The following is a 15,271-nucleotide window of genomic DNA, read 5'->3' as shown; positions in this document are numbered from 1 at the left end:
TAGGCTCGGCTCTCGTGACCGCCGACGTGACCAGTGCCCGCAGCCGCCTGCTGGAGATCATCAAGGAGAAGGCGATCGTCCACGGACGGGTCACCCTCTCGTCAGGCAAGGAGGCCGACTACTACGTCGACCTGCGCCGCATCTCGCTCGACGGCGAGGCGGCCCCGCTCGTGGGCCTCGTGCTGCGTGACCTGACCAAGGACCTCGCCTACGACGCGGTCGGCGGGCTGACGCTCGGCGCCGACCCCGTGGCGACCTCCATGCTCCACGCCGCCGCCGCAGCGGGAGAGCGGCTCGACGCCTTCGTCGTGCGCAAGGAGGGCAAGGCCCACGGCCTCCAGCAGCGCATCGAGGGCCCCTCGATCAGCGGGCGGCGAGTGCTCGTCGTCGAGGACACCACGACGACCGGGGCCTCGCCGCTCACGGCTCTCGACGCCGCCCGCGAGGCGGGGGCGCAGGTGGTCGGCGTCGCGACGATCGCCGACCGGGCCACCGGCGCCGGCGGCGTCATCGAGGCTCGCGGGGTGCCTTACCTCTTCGCCTTCGGCCTCGACGAGCTCGGTCTGTCGTAGGCCTCCCCTAGGATCAGGGCAGGCCACCGTCGCACCGTGTGGCCCACCTCCGGAGGGAACGCGCATGGTCACGCTCATCGTCATCCTGGTCGTCGTCGTCGGTCTGGCCCTCGTGCTGGTCGGGATGTACAACGGCCTGATCAAGACGCGCAACCTCGTGCAGGAGGCCTGGGCGCAGGTCGACGTCGAGCTCAAGCGCCGGCACGACCTCATCGGCAACCTCGTCGAGACGGTGAAGGGCTATGCCACCCACGAGCGGGGCACGCTCGACGACGTCACCCGGGCCCGGTCGCAGGCCATGACCCCCGGTCAGAGCCCTGGTCAGGTGGCCGCGTCGGAGGCGCAGCTGACCCAGGCGCTGGTGCGGCTCAACGCCGTCTCGGAGGCCTACCCCGACCTCAAGGCCAACCAGGGCTTCCTGGCCCTGCAGGCTGAGCTGGCCTCCACCGAAGACCGCATCGCCAGCGCCCGGCGCTACTACAACGCCAACGTGCGCGAGCTCAACACCAAGGTCGAGTCCATCCCCACCAGTCTCCTCGCGGGGCCGGCGGGGGTCAGCAAGGCGGAGTACTTCGAGGCCGAGGGCATCGAGCGTCAGGCCCCGCAGGTCAGCTTCGGGTCGAGTGCGCCGAGTCCTGCGGCGCCCGCGGTGGCGCCGCCCCCGGTGGCGGCGTCCCTCCCTCCGGCCGCACCCCAGGACGCGCCGTACCCCCCGGCGTCGACGACGCCACCGCCGGCCTGAGCGGCAGCGGGCCGAGCGCATCGAGGAGGCCGACGGTGCCCAGCGCGCCGAGGGTGCCGACGGTGCTCCGGCGGCTGACCGGCTTCACCGTGCTGCCCCTGCTCTCGCTGGTCACGCCCTTCCTGCTGCTGCCGGTCGTGGCCCGGGTGGCCGGCCCGGCCGGCTGGTCGAGCGTGGTCGCGGGGCAGGCGGTCGGCACCGTCGGCGCCACGGTCACCTTCTGGGGGTGGAACGTCATCGGCCCGGTGGCGGTCGCCCGCGCCGCAGACCCGGCCGTCCGCACCGAGCTGTATGCCGCGAGCCTGCGCACCCGTCTGCTCCTGCTGCTGCCCGTGGTGCCGGCCGCCGCCGCCGTGGCCGCGGTCGTCGCGCAGCCGGGCTACCGGGTCGTCGGGGTCTCGATGGCCGTCGCCACCAGCCTGCTCGGGCTGTCCCCGGCGTGGTTCGGCATCGGGGTCGGCCAGCCGTGGCTGCTCTTCTGGTTCGACACGCTCCCCCGGGTGGGGGCGGCCGTGCTCGCCGTGCCGGTCGTGCTCGTGACCCGGGCGGTGTGGACGTATCCGGCGATCCTGGTCATCGCCACCCTCGTGGGTCTGGTCGCCTTCCAGCGTCGGCACGCCCCCGGCGCCGACTGGTCGCCCCTGCCCGTGGGCCGACCGGTGCGCGAGCTGCGCGAGCAGGGCGGTACGGCCGGGGTCAACCTCGTCGCCACGGCCTACGCCTCGACCCCCGCGCCGATCGCCACCTCGACCTTCGCCGCGCCCGTCGCCGCGGGGCTGTCGTCGGCGGACGCGGTCTACCGGCTGGGGCTCTTCGCGGTCGTCGCCGCCGGCAACGCCTTCCAGGGGTGGACCCTCGAGCCCGACCTCCCCGGGGCGGGCGACCGGGTGCGGCGACACCTGGCCGCCCTGGTGGCCCACACGGTGCTCGGGGTCGTCGGGGGAGCGGTCCTGCTGGGGCTCGGGCCCTGGGTGACCGGCCTGCTCTTCGGTGACGCCGTCGCCGCCCCGCGTGAGGTCTGCGCGGGCTACGCCGTGTCGTTCCTGCTCATCTGCGCCAGCACCCCCTTCGTGCGCAACCTGCTCATCCCAGCCGGCCGCACCCGGCTCGTGCTGGGGTGGACGGCCGCCTCCGCCGTCGTCGGCCTCGGCGTCATGGTCACGGCGGCCGGGGACGGCTGGCTGGCTGGTGTCGCCTGGGGGATGGCGGCCAGCGAGGCGGCGCTGCTGCTCGGGCTCGCGCTGCCGGCCTGGCGCGAGCTGCGCGCACCGGCGCTCACCTCGGGGGTCCCGCGGTGACCCTCGGGGCGGTCATCGCCTGTCTCGACCCGCCCGCGTCCCTCGTCGAGGCCGCGGCTGAGACCCTGCGGCAGCTGCGCGAGCTCGGGGCGGGGGCCCGTGTCGTCGCGGTCGACGACGGATCCGGCGCGAGCGCCGCCCCCGTCTTCGCCGCTCTCGAGGCGATCGGTGTCGAGGTGCTCCATCAGGCCAATGCCGGCATCGCCGCGGCCCTCAACGCCGGCATCACCGCGTTGCGCGACGGGGTCGGCCCTGCCGGGGCCGGTGCGCTGACGCACGTGCTCACCCTCGACCAGGACAGCCGGCTGGAGCCGGGCTACGCTGCGGCCGCGATCGCGGCGGCGGTGCGCCTGGCTGAGGCCGGGGCGGCCTACGGCTTCGTCGCGAGCGAGACCTACAGCGACCGGCGGGCGCCGACCGACGGGCCGGTGCCGGGGGTGGCGGGCCTGTGGCGCGCCTTCGACCCCATGCAGTCCGGGTGGGTCGTGCCGGTGTCGACCTTCGACGCGGTGGGCCTGCTCGACGAGGGCCTCGTCATCGACGGGGTCGACTCGGAGTTCACCGTGCGCTGCCGCGCCGCCGGGCTGTCCCCGGTTGTCGCACCGGGCGCAGGGCTCGCGCACGGGCAGGGGGAGCGGGTGCCCGGCCGCGTCCTCGGTCGCTCGGTCGGCGCGGTCAACCACCACAGCCCGACCCGCGTGCGCTACATGGCGCGCAACGGCACGCTCATCACCGTCCGGTATGCCGCGTCGCAGCCGCGGTGGGTCGCCCGCCGTCTGGTCGAGGAGGCCATGGCGCACCTGCTGCGGCTGGCGCTCGACCCCGACCGCCGGGCCCTCGGTGCGGCGATGCTGCGGGGGTGGCGCGACGGGCTGCTGGGGCGCACCGGCCCGTTGCCTGTGCGGAGGTCCTGAGCGCGGGGTCGTCCTGAGCGCGAGGTCGTCCTGAGCGCGAGGTGATCCCGGACTACCCGACGGCGTCGTCGATGGCCTTGCGGTGGCGCCACCACTCGATGGCGACCGGCAGCAGGGAGAGCGCCACGATGACGACGATCGCGACGTCGAGGTTCTTGCCGATGGCGGGGAAGGCCGACCCGAGGAAGTAGCCGAGCAGGGTGACGACGAGCACCCAGAGCACGGCTCCGACGCCGCTCCACACGAAGAAGTGGCGGCGTTGCATCCGGCTGGCCCCGGCGACGAGGGTGATGAAGGTGCGCACGAACGGGACGAACCGGCCGATCACCAGCGCCTTGCTGCCGTGGGTGTCGAAGAAAGTGCGTGACTGGTCGAGGTACTTCCGCTTGACGATGCGGCCGTTGCGCTCGTAGAGCGGCACGCCGATGATCCGGCCGAGCTCGTAACCCGCGACGTTGCCGAGGAAGGCCGCGACCATCAGGGCGGCCAGGGCGACCGGCAGCGAGGGCAGGTGCGGCTTGTCCGTGGCGATGAACAGGCCGATCGCGAAGAGCAGCGAGTCCCCGGGCAGGAAGGGGAAGAGCAGCCCGCACTCGATGAAGACGAAGACGAGGGCGAGGACGAAGAACGTCGCTCCATACGTCTCGAAGAGGTAGTTGGGGTCCAGCCAGCTGGGGCCGAGGGCGGGGGCCGTCAGGTGCGCGAAGGTGGCGAGGGTGGTCATCACGGTGCCAACGGTAGGGGACGAGTCCCGGTCCCGGCGCCACGTCTCGCCGCGCCCCTGCTGCGGGCGGCACTACGGTTCCTGCTGTGAGCCAGCCCCCAGCCGCTGCACCGCACCAGCCCGACGCCGGCACGGTCGGCGTCGGCCCGTGGGTCGGGCCCCTTCCTGTGGGGGACCGCTGGGATCCCGACCTGCTGACCGGGGGCGACCGGCGCAACGTCCTCGACCGCTACCGCTACTGGCGCCACGCGGCGATCGTCGCCGACCTCGACACCCGTCGGCACCCGCTGCACGTGGCGGTGGAGAACTGGGAGCACGACTTCAACATCGGCTCGGTGATCCGCACCGCCAACGCCTTCAACGTCGCGGCCTTCCACATCGTCGGCCGTCGGCGGTGGAACCGGCGCGGGGCGATGGTGACCGACCGCTACCAGCACGAGCACCACCACTCGTCCGTCGCCGACCTCGTGGAGTGGGCGGCGGGTGCGGAGCGGGTCGACGGGGGGCGGGGACTGCCGCTCATCGGGATCGACAACCTGCCAGGGTCGGTGGCGATCGAGACGGCCGTGCTGCCGCGGGAGTGCGTCCTCGTCTTCGGTCAGGAGGGGCCGGGGCTGAGCCACGAGGTGCGCGCCGCCTGCGAGGCCACCCTGCACATCACGCAGTTCGGCTCCACCCGCTCGATCAACGCCGGCGCCGCCGCGGCGATCGCGATGCACACCTGGGTGCGCCAGCACGCCGACCTGACTACGGTGAGCCGTATGGAGCCCACCCCGTGACCAGCGCGTCCAGCCCCGGTCTGCCGACCCTCGAGACGATGGGGCGCGAGCAGTTCGTCTCGCTGTCGACCTACCGCAAGGACGGGTCGGTGGTCGCGACCCCGGTGTGGGTCGCCTCGACCCCCGAGGGCCTGGTCGTCACGACCCCCGCCGGCAGCCACAAGGTCACGCGCCTGCGCGCCCGCCCCGAGGCGACCCTCCAGCCGTGCACCCGCAGCGGCAAGGTCGAAGCCGGTGCCCCGCTGCTGCCGGTGACGGTCGAGATCGTCGAGCCGGATGACCAGTCGACGACGGCGGCGGCGGTGCGGGCCCTCAGCGGCAAGTACGGCCTGATGTACAAGATGATCACCGGCGTCGAAAAGCTCATGACCGTCGCCCGCCGCACCAGCGGCGAGCGCGTGATCCTCCGCCTCACCTGACCTGACCTCACCCAGCCCACTTGTTGCGGCTGGCGCTGCGTTGTTGGGGCTGGAAGACTGAGATGTCCGGCGCCCACCGCAACAAGTGGGTGTGTACGGAGGGGTCGGGTCACGTCGGGTCAGGCCAGGTCGACGACGACGGGGGCGTGGTCGCTCGCACCCTGTCCCGCCCGCTCGTCCCGGTTGATGAAGGCGTCGGTCACCCGGGCCGCCACTGCCGGGCTCCCCAGCAGGAAGTCGATCCGCATCCCCCGGTTGCGCTCGAAGCGCTGCCGGTAGTAGTCCCAGTAGGTGTAGACCTGCGGCCCGGGCGTATGGGGCCGCGCCAGGTCGGCCCAGCCTGCGTCCACGAAGGCCTCGAACGCCGCTCGCTCCGGCGGGGTCACGTGCGTGTCCTTGGCGAACGCCGTGATGTCGAAGACGTCCTCGTCGCGCGGGGCGATGTTCCAGTCGCCGACGAGCACGGTCGGCTCGGCCAGCCAGCCCTGCGCCGCGACCTCGAGCCGGGCCAGCCAGTCGAGCTTGTAGTGGTAGTGCGGGTCGTCGACCTTGCGGCCGTTCGGCACGTAGAGCGACCACACCCGCACGCCCCCGCAAGTGGCGCCGATGGCGCGCGCCTCGGTGGCCAGCGGCTCCCCGTACCCCGGCTGGTCGGGGAAGCCGACCTCGACGTCGGTGAGACCGACCCGCGAGATGACTGCGACGCCGTTCCACTGGCTGACACCCGCCGCGGCGACCTCGTAGCCCGCCGCCTGCAGCCCCATCACCGGGATCTGGGCGACCTTGGCCTTGGTCTCCTGCAGCGCCAGCACGTCGACGTCGTGCCGCAGCAGGAAGGCCTCGACGCGGTCGATGCGGGAGCGGATGGAGTTGACGTTCCAGGTGGCGATGCGCACGGGGCGAGGCTATCCGTCCGGCCGGGCGCCGCCGACTCGCCGACGCGTTTTACTCGTCCGGGACCACCGGGGTGCCGATAGACCAGAGGTCTCGACCTGCTGCCACCACGACCCGGGCCCCCGCAGGAGGGACCGACGGAGGTGGGCCATGGCGCAGGCACTCAGGATCACGACGCGCGCGCGGCGTCTCGTCGTGGCGACCGTCGTCCTCCTCGGGGCGACCGGCACGGGCTCGGTCTGCGGCGCCACCCTCAGGCACCCGGTCACGAGCGTCCAGGGCCTCGCCGAGCAGGCCGAGGGCCGAGGGAACGTCGTGTGCGCGCGACCGGCCGCTCCCGACGTCACCGGGGCGATGTCCGTCAGCTGCGTCAACGCCCTGGGCGATCCAGTGACGCTCCTCTACAGCTCGGACGCCAAAATCCTCGGGGCGGCCAGGCTGGTGCTCGTGCGCTCGGGGTGGTCGGTCGCGGGGAGCGGGCGTGTCCTCGTCGGCGTCCGAGGAGCCCTCGCCCCCAGCATGGCCGCGGGCATCGCCGGAACCCTCGGCTGACCTCCCCCTCCCGCGCCCGGTCGTCGACTAGTGACGCCGCCCGAGCACGTAGAGCCGCCCGGTCGTCTCGCCCCGCCCGGCCAGGGGGCCGCGCAGGTACCACTCCACGTCGACGAGCCCCGCGCTCGCGAACGCCGCCCGCACGACCTCGGGGTCGTGCAGCACGACATCGAGGTCGATCTCGACGTCGAACCACGAGTCCGTGTGCCGCACGGACGCGCCCGCGTGCATGGCCACCACGAGCAGCCCTCCGGGAGCCAAGGGTCGCGCCAGCGCGCCCACGGCAGAGGCGATCTCGCTCTCGGCGAGGTAGATCAGCGAGTACCACGCGAGCACGGCGCCCCACCCGCTCGCCCCCGCGGGGCGCATCAGCTGGCGCAGGTCGCCGACCTCGAAGGTGAGCTCGGGGTGTCGCTCGCGGGCCACGGCCACCATGGCCGGCGAGAGGTCGAGACCCTGCGCCGCGACGCCCGACTCGGCCAGCCACGCCGTGACCTGCCCGGGACCGCAGCCGACCTCGACCACCGGCGCGTCGTCGACCTCGACCGCCACCCGGTCGAGCAGCCAGCGCTCGAACGGCAGCCCGCGCACCTCGTCGCCGTGGGCCTCGGCATACGGCACCGCCACGGCCTCGATCGAGCGGAGCACCCGCTCGTCGCGCGCGGCACCGCCCCCGCGCAGGACGCTCTCGCGGTCGACCACCGGCGCGACCGCCGTGCCCCCGCTCTCGTCGGTCGGCAGCGGCCCCAGCAGGTGCGCCCAGCGGGAGTCCTGCTGGCCCGGCCGCCGCTCGAGCTCGACGACCAGGGGGGCGAGGGGCTCGGCCCGTCCCGCCATCGCCTTCAGCGTGGCCTCCACGGCCGCCCGGTCGGCGAAGGCGTGCAGCCGCTCGGTGCGGGTGCGCAGCTCGCCCGGCGACTGCGGTCCGCGCAGCAGCAGCACGGTGAGCAGGGCCCGCTCGTCCTCGTCGAGCGGCACCACCTCGTCGAGGGTCTGGTGGTACTTCAGGGTGCGGCTGCCCGCACCCGTCCACACGATGCGCACGAGCGAGCGTGCCTTGAGGGTGCGGCACGCGTCCTCGATGCGCGAGTCGTCGTACGCCGTCACGGGGTCGCGGCTGCTGCTCTGGTTGCACGCCGTGCGCAGCGAGTTGAGCGTCATGGGGTAGGAGGCCGGCACGGTCTTCTGCTTCTCGAGCAGGCTCCCCAGCACCCGCTGGTCGACGGGATCGAGCACGGGGAGAGCGGTCGGGTCGTCCACAGTGACGACCCTATGCCGGACGTCGCCCCGGCGCGTCGTGCTGCCGTGGAAGGATGCGGACAGCCCACCACCGCAGACTCGAAGGAGAGCCAGTGCCCATCGCCACCCCCGAGGTCTATGCCGACATGCTCGACCGGGCGAAGGCTGGCCGCTTCGCCTACCCCGCCATCAACGTCTCGTCGTCGCAGACCCTCAACGCCGCCCTCAAGGGCTTCGCCGACGCCGGCAGCGACGGCATCATCCAGGTCTCGACGGGCGGAGCGGACTACCTCTCGGGCTCGCTGAAGAGCATGGTCAGCGGCTCGCTCGCCTTCGCGGCGTATGCCGAGCAGGTCGCCAAGGGCTACGACGTCAACATCGCGCTCCACACCGACCACTGCCCCAAGGACAAGCTCGACGGCTTCGTGCGCCCCCTGCTGGCGGCCTCGACCGAGCGCGTGAGGTCCGGCGGCCTGCCGTGGTTCCAGTCGCACATGTGGGACGGCTCGGCCGTGCCGCTCGAGGAGAACCTCGAGATCGCCCAGGAGCTGCTGACCCTGTGCCAGGCCGCGAAGATCGTGCTCGAGGTCGAGATCGGCGTCGTCGGTGGCGAGGAGGACGGCGTCGAGGGAGAGATCAACGACAAGCTCTACTCCACGCCGGAGGACGCCATCGCCACGGCGACGGCGCTCGGCACCGGCGACCGCGGCTACTACCTGACCGCCCTCACCTTCGGCAACGTGCACGGGGTCTACAAGCCGGGCAACGTCAAGCTGCGCCCGGAGGTGCTCGACGCCGCCCAGAAGGCCGTGCACGCGGCCTTCCCCGACACCGACGAGAAGCCCTTCCACCTGGTCTTCCACGGCGGGTCGGGGTCGGCCCCCGAGGAGATCTCGGCTGCGGTCGACTACGGCGTGGTGAAGATGAACGTCGACACCGACACGCAGTACGCCTTCGCCCGGCCCATCGCCGGCTGGATGCTGGCCAACTACGACGGCGTGCTCAAGATCGACGACGAGGTCGGCGACAAGAAGAAGTACGACCCGCGGGCGTGGGGCAAGGCCGGTGAGGTCGGCATGTCGGCCCGGGTCGTCACCGCCTGCGAGAACCTGCGCTCGGCCGGGACCCACTCATGACGGACGGCGGACTGCTCGGCATCCCGGAGACCCGACTGCCCGTCGATCCTGCGGCGGCGATGCTCGCGGGGGGTGACGACCCGGTCGCGGTGGCCACCTCGCACCCGACCTCGTCGCTGGCCTGGGCCACGCTGGCCGAGCAGGCGCTCGACGCCGACCACCCGGTCGAGGCCTATGCCTACGCCCGCACTGGCTACCACCGGGGTCTCGACACCCTGCGCAAGTCGGGCTGGCGCGGCCAGGGTCCCGTGCCATGGGCGCACGAGCCGAACCGCGGCTTCCTGCGGGCGCTCGCGGCCCTGGCGCGCGCCGCCCGGGCCATCGGGGAGTCGGACGAGGAGGCGCGCTGCTCGGCGTTCCTGCGCGAGTCGTCGCGGGAGGCCGCCGAGGCCCTCGGCGCCTGAGCCACCAGTGGGCGGCGCTCGGGCAGGCGCCGGTGCCGGAGAGCGGACCCCCGAACGTCCACTCCCCGGCACCGCCACCGGCTCGTCCGGCCGGGTGCGACCAGCCCATGTCGCCTTGTGGGCGACCGTCCACCCAGGACGGAATGAGCACATATAAGCATCGGTCACCCCTCGCGGGAGTGGTTTTTGCTGCCAATGGCCCTAAGATGCCACCATGACCAGCGGGGCGGGACCACGGCAGGGCACATCAGGGCAGGGCACACCACGGCAGGGCACACCACGCGCCTCCCTGGTCGACGAGGACCCCCGCGAGATCCTGCTGCGGGCCCTGGCCAACCTCCAGACCCGCGCCACGCAGGACGGGGTCGAGCTCGCCGAGGCGCGGCACGCCCTCGCCCGTCTGGGGGATCCCGCCCGGCAAGCGTCCAGCGAGGTCGCCCGCGTCACCCTCGAGGTCGCCTCGAGCCTGATCCACGACCTCGCCGGCTCGACGAGCGGGCCGATGCGCCAGCTGATCATGACGGACGAGGTGGGGGCCTCCGCCCTCGACCAGGACATGGACGCGTACACCCGTGAGGTCATCGCCGGGGGACGGGTGCAGCTGGCGATCTACGACTCGAGCCTGCTCGACCGGCCCGACGCGGTCGCCCGCGCCCAGGCCTTCCGCACGGTCGGCGAGCAGCAGCGGGTGGTCGACGGCGCGACCACGGAGTTCCTCACCTTCGGCACCGAGGCCGTGGTCTGCGTCGAGGTCTGGGGCGACCCGGCCTCCGACTACGTGCTGGTGCGCGACCCGATGCTCGTCTCGCTCTTCGTCGCCTACTTCGACGAGGTCTGGGCCCGGGCCCTGCCCTTCCCTGCCTCGCGCTCGGTCGACGACGACGAGGACGAGCAGCTGCTCGACCTGCTGGCCCGCGGCTTCAAGGACGAGGCGATCGCCCGCTACCTCGGCTGGAGCCTGCGCACCGTGCGGCGCCGGGTGGCGCGGCTGATGGACGAGCTCGGGGCCCGCACCCGCTTCCAGCTCGGGGCGCAGGCGGTCCTCTCGGGACGGATGTCGCAGGCCCCCCACCCGCAGGCCCTGCCGGGTGCCCGGTTGGGTCGTCCACCGCGCAGCCGATAGCCTCCTGCTTGCGCCCGGGCGAGCCGCCGGGGGGTAGTCGCTCAGGGAGCGCGCCGAAGCAACGGACGAGGGAGTGGCGATGCCGGCGATCGTGCTGGTGGGTGCCCAGTGGGGCGACGAGGGCAAGGGCAAGGCGACCGACCTGCTCGGCAGCGCGGTCGACTACGTCGTGAAGTTCAACGGCGGCAACAACGCCGGGCACACGATCGTCATCGGTGAGGGTGAGGCGGCGCAGAAGTACGCCCTCCACCTGCTGCCGAGCGGCATCCTCACCCCGACCTGCACCCCGGTCATCGGCAACGGCGTGGTCATCGACCTCGGGGTCCTGTTCGAGGAGATCGCCGGCCTCGAGGCGCGCGGGGTCGACACCAGCCGACTGGTCGTCAGTGCGAGCGCGCACGTCATCACCCCGTACAACCGCACGCTCGACAAGGTGACCGAGCGCTTCCTCGGCTCGCGCAAGATCGGCACCACGGGCCGCGGCATCGGCCCGACCTACGCCGACAAGATGTCGCGCACCGGTATCCGCGTGCAGGACCTCTTCGACGAGGGCATCCTGCGCCAGAAGGTCGAGGCCGCACTGGAGTTCAAGAACCAGGTGCTGGCCAAGATCTACAACCGTCGTGCCGTCGTCGCCGACGAGGTCGTCGCCGAGCTGCTGTCGTATGCCGAGCGGCTGCGGCCCATGGTCGCCGACACCACCCTGCTGCTGCAGCAGGCCCTCGACCGGGGTGACACCGTGCTGCTCGAGGCCGGCCAGGCCACGCTGCTCGACGTCGACTTCGGCACCTATCCCTTCGTCACCTCGTCGAACGCGACGGCCGGTGGCGCGTGCACCGGCTCGGGCATCCCGCCGACCCGCGTCGACTCGGTCATCGCGATCCTCAAGGCCTACTCGACGCGCGTCGGTGAGGGCCCCTTCCCGACCGAGCTGCACGACGCGCAGGGTGAGTTCCTGCGCAAGACGGGCGCCGAGTTCGGCACCACCACCGGCCGGCCACGACGCTGTGGGTGGCTCGACACCGTGGTCGGCCGCTACGCGACCCGCATCAACGGCGTCACCGACTTCGTCATCACCAAGCTCGACATCCTGACCGGTCTCGACATGGTGCCGGTGTGCGTGGCCTACGACATCGACGGCGTGCGCCACGACGAGATGCCGGTGGGGCAGAGCGACTTCCACCACGCCGTGCCGATCTACGAGGAGCTGCCCGGGTGGTGGGAGGACATCTCCGGCTGCCGCACCTTCGACGACCTGCCGGCCAATGCCCAGGCCTACGTGCTGCGGGTCGAGCAGCTCATCGGCGCCCGCGTCTCGGCCATCGGCGTGGGGCCGCAGCGCGACGCGATCATCGAGCGGCACGACATGCGCCCGGTGCGCTCGACCCCGGCCTCCGTGCCCGCCCTGTCCGACGCCCGCGGCTAGGCGGCCGACCTCCGTGGCGACCGCCTACCACCTGCGACCCCGTCGGGGCTGGCTCAACGACCCCAACGGCATGCTGCACCGTGACGGCAGGTGGCACGTGTTCTTCCAGCACAACCCCGCCGCGCCGCTGCACGGCGACATCCACTGGGGTCACGCCTCCAGCCCCGACCTCGTGACCTGGGTCGAGCACCCGGTCGCCTTCGGCCCGACCCCCGGGGCGCCCGACGCGGCGGGCTGCTGGAGCGGGGTCGCGCTCGACCTCGGCTCGCGCGTCGCCGCGGTCTACACCGCCTGCGAGGTCGACTCGCGCACGACCACCGTCTGCGTCCGGTATGCCGCTGACGCCGGGCTCGACGAGTGGTCGGCCCCGGTCGTGGTCGCCCACCAGCACGACGCGCCCGCCGCCGACCGCGTGCGCGAGATGCGCGACCCCTTCCTCTTCACCGCCGGTGGGCGGCGCTGGGCGGTGCTCGGCGCCGGTCTGGGCGACCCCGGCACGGCGCCCGCCCAGTGGAGCCCGGCGCTGCTCCTGTGGTCGTGCGACGACCTCGAGGCGTGGACCTACGAGGGGATCTGGCTCGACGACACCGACCCCGTGCTCGCCGGCCCCACCGCGCGCCCGGCTCACGTCTGGGAGTGCCCGCAGCTGGTCGAGGTCGACGGCCTCGCGGTGCTGCTGGTCTCCCTCTGGCTCGACGACGAGCTCACCGGGGTCGCCCAGGCGCTCGGTGAGCTCGTGGTGGACGACGGCGGGCGGCCGCGGCTGGCGCTCCGTACGCTCTCGGCCTTCGACGTGGGTGATGCCTGCTACGCCCCGCAGGTGGCACTCGACGACGACGGCCTGTGGGCCATGGGCTGGGTCCTGCAGCGGGTGGCGCCCGGCGCAGAGCCCGACGACGGCGTCGCCGGCTGCCTCACCCTCGTGCGCCGCGCCCGGCGCGACGGGCCGCACGTGTGGTGGGAGGCCGACGTGCGCGCCGAGTCGCTGCTGGGCCGGGGGGTCGAGACGGTCGCCGCCACCTTCCGAGGCGAGCTGCCACCGGCGTCGCGGGTCGTCCTCGAGTCGGCTGCGGTCGTGAGGAGCGGCGAGGTCGCCGTCGACCTGGCTGCCGGGGCCACGGCCTGGGTCGACCAGGACGTGCTCGAGGTCTACCCCCCGAGCGGGCCCCCGTCGACCTGGCGCGCGCCCGGACCGGGCCCCTGGGTGCTCGGCTAGGGACCAGCACAGATCGGTGCCCCGGGTGACGCAACCTCGGGTGGGGGCTGCGCGACTACTGGTCATGAGCTGGAGCCAGGTGCTCACCACGGTGGGAGAAACAAGCAGGGGGGCACGGATGAGTCTCGAGGTGGGCGCGACGGCGCTGCGCGAGGAGGTCGACGTGCCGGCGATCTACCAGTCGCACTGGCGCTCGATGGTGCGCCTCGCGGTGCTGCTCGTCGATGACACCGCGGCCGCAGAGGACGTCGTGCAGGACGCCTTCATCGCCCTGCACCAGCAGCAGCACAGGCTGCGCAGCCCTCACGCCGCTGTGGCCTACCTGCGCACGACGGTGGTCAACCGCTCGCGCTCGGCCCTGCGCCGGCGGATGGTGGCGCGCAAGCACCTCCGGGTGGCCGAGCCCGAGGGGCTGCCGGGCGCCGACATCGAGGTGGTGCTCCACGAGGACCACGCCGAGGTGGTGGCCGCCCTGCACGCGCTGCCCGACCGGATGCGCGAGGTGCTGGTGCTGCGCTACTGGACGGGCCTGTCGGAGAACGAGATCGCCCAGACGCTGGGCATCTCGACGGGGACGGTCAAGTCCACCGCGAGTCGAGGGATCGCGCACCTGCGCAAGGGTCTGGAGGGATCACGATGAGCGCGAAGGAGGGTCATGACATGAGCGGGGTCGAGCGCGACGACGACATGGAGCGCCTGCTGCGTGAGGCGTTCGACGCGCGGGCCCGGCAGGCGGTGCCCGACGACCGGCGCCCGCCGCCCATCGTGTGGGCCGACGCGCCGAGGGCCCGTCGGCCGTGGATCGCCCCGCTGGCCGTCGCCGCGAGCATCGCGGTGGTCGCCGGAGGCGTCGGTCTCACCGTGCTCCACCAGCGTCCGGTGGCGGCCCCCCCGGCCGCGCAGGTGACGAGCGGATCGCCCACCCCGGGGCCGACGAGTGCCACCACGGCGTCGAGCACGCCCTCGACCACCGGGACGACGGCGCCCACCTCACCGGCGACGGGTTCGGGGACGGGTTCGGCGACGGGTTCGGGGACGACGGGCCCGACGAGTGCGCCGCCGGCCGCCGGTCGGACGCTCACCTTCGCGGGGGCGACGGTCGTCCTGCCGCCGGGGTGGGGCGCCACCCCGAGCAGCTTCGCCACCAACGACCAGCGGCGCTACGAACAGCTGTGCATCGACCCGGTCGCCTCCCACGGCTCGTCCAACCTGTACGGCTCCCCCGACTGCACGATCTTCCTCACGACCTCGGGGGCCGACTGGCCGATCGACACCAACATCCAGGGTGGCTACGAGACCAACCCGAGCTACTGCGGCGCCTCGGTCGTGGGTCAGCCCCTGAAGGAGTACCGCGACGTCACGATGGGTGGGCGCCTGGCGGAGTACCGACGGTGGGTCTTCACCTGCTCCGACGGCAAGAACGGTGCCACGATCGAGCAGTACCAGGTCCCCACCGTGAGCAGCTGGGTGCTCTGGTCGGAGCACGCAGCCGACCCGGCAGTCCACACCGCGCTCGCGGCCATCGCCGGGTCGGTCACGCTCCCGGCCGCCACCTCCAGCACCCGGCTCGCCGACCACGGCAACGTCACCGCGGCTGTGCCGCAAGCCGATGGGAGCACGCTGATCCAGCTCGACCGCGTCATCCAGGGAATGCCGAACCAGAGCCCGGCGGTCTACACCTACCGGGTGCCGGCGGGGCTCACGTTCGTGCTGATCGGGCTGCCCAAGCAGGACATCCCCGCCTCGGGCCTCGTGGGCCGCACGGTCACGCTGCACACGAACGGCAAGGTCGTGACCGACGGTCTCATCACCGCGAGCTGAGGCCGACAGCAG

General features: G+C 73.0%; 17 protein-coding genes. 14 read left to right on the top strand and 3 right to left on the bottom strand.

The window, feature by feature from the left end; all coding sequences use genetic code 11:
- Positions 1-14: 14 nt before the first annotated feature.
- From pyrE to V3N99_09970, 4 genes are all read left to right on the top strand, one after another.
- On the top strand, positions 15-572 hold the full coding sequence (gene pyrE / locus V3N99_09985) for an orotate phosphoribosyltransferase (GenBank protein ID MEO3937074.1): 558 nt from the start codon (positions 15-17) through the stop codon (positions 570-572).
- 64 nt (positions 573-636) lie between these two features.
- A complete protein-coding gene (locus tag V3N99_09980) occupies positions 637-1,314 on the top strand; it encodes a LemA family protein (GenBank protein ID MEO3937073.1) in 678 nt (225 codons plus the stop codon).
- Positions 1,315-1,349: 35 nt separating this feature from the next.
- A complete protein-coding gene (locus V3N99_09975; GenBank protein ID MEO3937072.1) occupies positions 1,350-2,612 on the top strand; it encodes a polysaccharide biosynthesis protein in 1,263 nt (420 codons plus the stop codon).
- Positions 2,609-3,526, top strand: coding sequence for a glycosyltransferase (locus tag V3N99_09970; GenBank protein ID MEO3937071.1), 918 nt, complete (start codon positions 2,609-2,611; stop codon positions 3,524-3,526). Before V3N99_09975 ends, V3N99_09970 begins: the two co-directional genes overlap by 4 nt.
- 52 nt (positions 3,527-3,578) lie before the next feature.
- Here the strand turns inward: V3N99_09970 and V3N99_09965 are convergent, their stop codons facing one another.
- Positions 3,579-4,250 carry a VTT domain-containing protein gene (locus tag V3N99_09965; GenBank protein ID MEO3937070.1) on the bottom strand — a complete coding sequence of 224 codons (672 nt, stop codon included), beginning with the start codon at positions 4,248-4,250 and terminating at the stop codon, positions 3,579-3,581.
- An 86-nt stretch (positions 4,251-4,336) separates the two neighbouring features.
- Between V3N99_09965 and V3N99_09960 the strand changes: the two genes are divergently transcribed.
- On the top strand, positions 4,337-5,029 hold the full coding sequence (locus V3N99_09960; protein MEO3937069.1) for a TrmH family RNA methyltransferase: 693 nt from the start codon (positions 4,337-4,339) through the stop codon (positions 5,027-5,029).
- Complete coding sequence (locus V3N99_09955; GenBank protein ID MEO3937068.1) at positions 5,026-5,448, top strand: PPOX class F420-dependent oxidoreductase; 423 nt, start codon at positions 5,026-5,028, stop codon at positions 5,446-5,448. The genes V3N99_09960 and V3N99_09955 overlap by 4 nt, the downstream gene beginning before the upstream one ends.
- 119 nt (positions 5,449-5,567) lie before the next feature.
- Here the strand turns inward: V3N99_09955 and V3N99_09950 are convergent, their stop codons facing one another.
- A complete protein-coding gene (locus V3N99_09950; GenBank protein MEO3937067.1) occupies positions 5,568-6,344 on the bottom strand; it encodes an exodeoxyribonuclease III in 777 nt (258 codons plus the stop codon).
- A gap of 148 nt (positions 6,345-6,492) precedes the next feature.
- On the opposite strand from V3N99_09950, the gene V3N99_09945 reads away from it, so the two are divergent.
- Positions 6,493-6,894: a hypothetical protein gene (locus tag V3N99_09945; GenBank protein ID MEO3937066.1), complete on the top strand. Its 402-nt coding sequence runs from the start codon at positions 6,493-6,495 to the stop codon at positions 6,892-6,894.
- A gap of 27 nt (positions 6,895-6,921) precedes the next feature.
- Here V3N99_09945 and V3N99_09940 read toward each other — a convergent pair whose 3' ends face one another.
- Positions 6,922-8,154 carry a DUF480 domain-containing protein gene (locus V3N99_09940; protein MEO3937065.1) on the bottom strand — a complete coding sequence of 411 codons (1,233 nt, stop codon included), beginning with the start codon at positions 8,152-8,154 and terminating at the stop codon, positions 6,922-6,924.
- A gap of 92 nt (positions 8,155-8,246) precedes the next feature.
- Here V3N99_09940 and fbaA point away from each other — a divergent pair, with 92 nt between their 5' ends.
- The 7 genes from fbaA (at position 8,247) to V3N99_09905 (ending at position 15,259) form a co-directional block, all read left to right on the top strand.
- Entirely contained in the window at positions 8,247-9,269 is a 1,023-nt protein-coding gene (gene fbaA / locus V3N99_09935; protein ID MEO3937064.1) for a class II fructose-bisphosphate aldolase, read from the top strand.
- Positions 9,266-9,673: a DUF3151 domain-containing protein gene (locus V3N99_09930; GenBank protein MEO3937063.1), complete on the top strand. Its 408-nt coding sequence runs from the start codon at positions 9,266-9,268 to the stop codon at positions 9,671-9,673. Before fbaA ends, V3N99_09930 begins: the two co-directional genes overlap by 4 nt.
- Positions 9,674-9,887: 214 nt before the next feature.
- Positions 9,888-10,796 carry a helix-turn-helix domain-containing protein gene (locus V3N99_09925; protein MEO3937062.1) on the top strand — a complete coding sequence of 303 codons (909 nt, stop codon included), beginning with the start codon at positions 9,888-9,890 and terminating at the stop codon, positions 10,794-10,796.
- A gap of 79 nt (positions 10,797-10,875) precedes the next feature.
- Positions 10,876-12,222, top strand: coding sequence for an adenylosuccinate synthase (locus V3N99_09920; protein MEO3937061.1), 1,347 nt, complete (start codon positions 10,876-10,878; stop codon positions 12,220-12,222).
- A 13-nt stretch (positions 12,223-12,235) separates the two neighbouring features.
- Positions 12,236-13,438 (top strand): glycoside hydrolase family 32 protein, encoded by a 1,203-nt coding sequence (locus tag V3N99_09915; protein MEO3937060.1) that lies wholly within the window; start codon positions 12,236-12,238, stop codon positions 13,436-13,438.
- Positions 13,439-13,556: 118 nt separating this feature from the next.
- Entirely contained in the window at positions 13,557-14,078 is a 522-nt protein-coding gene (locus V3N99_09910) for a SigE family RNA polymerase sigma factor (protein MEO3937059.1), read from the top strand.
- 20 nt (positions 14,079-14,098) lie between these two features.
- The gene (locus V3N99_09905) at positions 14,099-15,259 is read left to right on the top strand and encodes a hypothetical protein (GenBank protein MEO3937058.1); all 1,161 of its coding nucleotides are present in this window, start codon (positions 14,099-14,101) and stop codon (positions 15,257-15,259) included.
- Positions 15,260-15,271 lie beyond the last annotated feature (12 nt).

It is taken from the genome of Dermatophilaceae bacterium Soc4.6, assembly GCA_039889245.1.
Lineage (GTDB): Bacteria > Actinomycetota > Actinomycetes > Actinomycetales > Dermatophilaceae > Lapillicoccus.
Note: the sequence above shows the minus strand (reverse complement) of the source record. Positions and strands in the feature narration are given on the sequence as shown.